We start from the raw sequence: 1,523 nt of genomic DNA on the forward strand, positions 1-1,523 counted from the left end.
GCGCTGAGGCGGTCGGCCATAGCCCTCTCCCGCGTGCGGGGGAGGGTTGGGAGGGGGCGCGGCGCTTGAGCCCCCCTCTCCCGGCACCGGTCAAGGACATCGGCCGTTCGGGCGCTTACGTCTCCACGAGGCCCGTGGTGTCCCCGGACGCGGCCGAATCCGGCCGGCCATGGGGCTTCGCCAGATATTCGCCCGAGCGCATCTCGTGGATGCGCGACACCGTGCGCGCGAACTCGAACGCCTCCGCCCCCTCCGTGCCGAGATAGAGCGCATCCGGCGCCGCCGCCGCCGAGGCGATGAGCTTCACGTTGGAATCATAAAGCGTGTCGATCAGCGAGATGAAGCGCTTGGCCTCGTTGCGCTGGTCCGGCCCCAGAATGGGGATGTGCTCCAGCACAAGGGTGTGGAACATGCGCGCCAGCCGCAGGTAATCCGGATTGGGGCCCAGCGCCGCCTCGCACAGGTTGGCGAAGGTGAAGCGCGCCGCGCCGTGGGCCATGGCCGGGATCGCGACACGCCGGCCCTTCAGCACGATCTCGCCGGGCACGCCGCCGCCGGGACCGGCGAGCCGGCGCCACGCCTGCGCCACCGCCGCATCCGCCTCGGGGCCGAGGGGGGTGTGCCAGGTGGACACCCCTTCCAGCTTCTCCATGCGGTAGTCGGTGCGCGAATCCAGCGTCATCACCTGCATGCGCTCCTCGATCATGCCGATGAACGGCAAGAACAGCGCACGGTTGAGGCCACCGGAATACAGGTCCTTCGGCGCCACGTTGGAGGTGGCCACCACCACCACGCCATCGGCGAACAGCTTCTCGAACAGCCGGCCGAGGATCATGGCGTCGGCGATGTCGGTGACGTGGAATTCGTCGAAGCACAGGATCTTCGCCTCGTCCGCGAGCGCCGCAGCCACGGCGATGATCGGGTCGGAGGCCTTGCGGGCGCCTTCCTTCTGGGCCTGGCGCTCGCGGAAGATGCGCTCGTGCACGTCGCCCATGAATTCGTGGAAATGGGCCCGCCGCTTGGCCCGGGGCGGCAGGGCGTCGAAGAACAGGTCCATGAGCATGGTCTTGCCGCGGCCGACCTTGCCATAGACATACATGCCCTTGGGCTGCACCGGGGCGCGGCGCTGGAACAGCCAGCCCAGCGCCGAGGACTTCTGCGCCATGGCCCGCTCGCGCAGTTCCAGCTCCAGGCGGGCGAATTCCTGCACCACCATGGCCTGCGCCGGATCGTCCGAAATATCGCCCACGGCCAGCTTCGCCGCATACAGTTCCCGCACCCGCGCCTTCGTTTCCGCTGTCATTGAGCCCATTCCCGTTCGCCGCAAGGACGTCTCGGCGCCGTGCTTCGCCGAAGGCAGGGCTGGCTATAGAGCAGATGCGGGAAAAGTTGAATGCATGCCGGCGCAGCTCTTGCCGCACTGGACAGGCCCGGCGAAGCATGAATTCCTCCGCCCATGCCCGAGACGTCCTTGCGGCGAACGGGAATGGGCTCAATGACAGCGGAAACGAAGGCGCGGGTGC

The 1,523-nt window shown here is 68.2% G+C and carries 1 protein-coding gene; it reads right to left on the minus strand.

Annotated features, from left to right (window positions below; all coding sequences use genetic code 11):
* Positions 1–115: 115 nt before the first annotated feature.
* Positions 116–1,303 carry a cell division protein ZapE gene (gene zapE / locus K9U41_RS22810; RefSeq protein ID WP_282643125.1) on the minus strand — a complete coding sequence of 396 codons (1,188 nt, stop codon included), beginning with the start codon at positions 1,301–1,303 and terminating at the stop codon, positions 116–118.
* Between the last annotated feature and the right edge of the window lie 220 nt (positions 1,304–1,523).

This window comes from Xanthobacter autotrophicus, from assembly GCF_029991245.1.
GTDB classification, from domain to species: domain Bacteria; phylum Pseudomonadota; class Alphaproteobacteria; order Rhizobiales; family Xanthobacteraceae; genus Xanthobacter; species Xanthobacter autotrophicus_C.

Bases quoted from the DNA above. Each gene is read 5' to 3' on its own strand.
- zapE (WP_282643125.1), bottom strand. From the start codon at position 1,303: ATGACAGCGGAAACGAAGGCGCGGGTGCGGGAACTGTATGCGGCGAAG.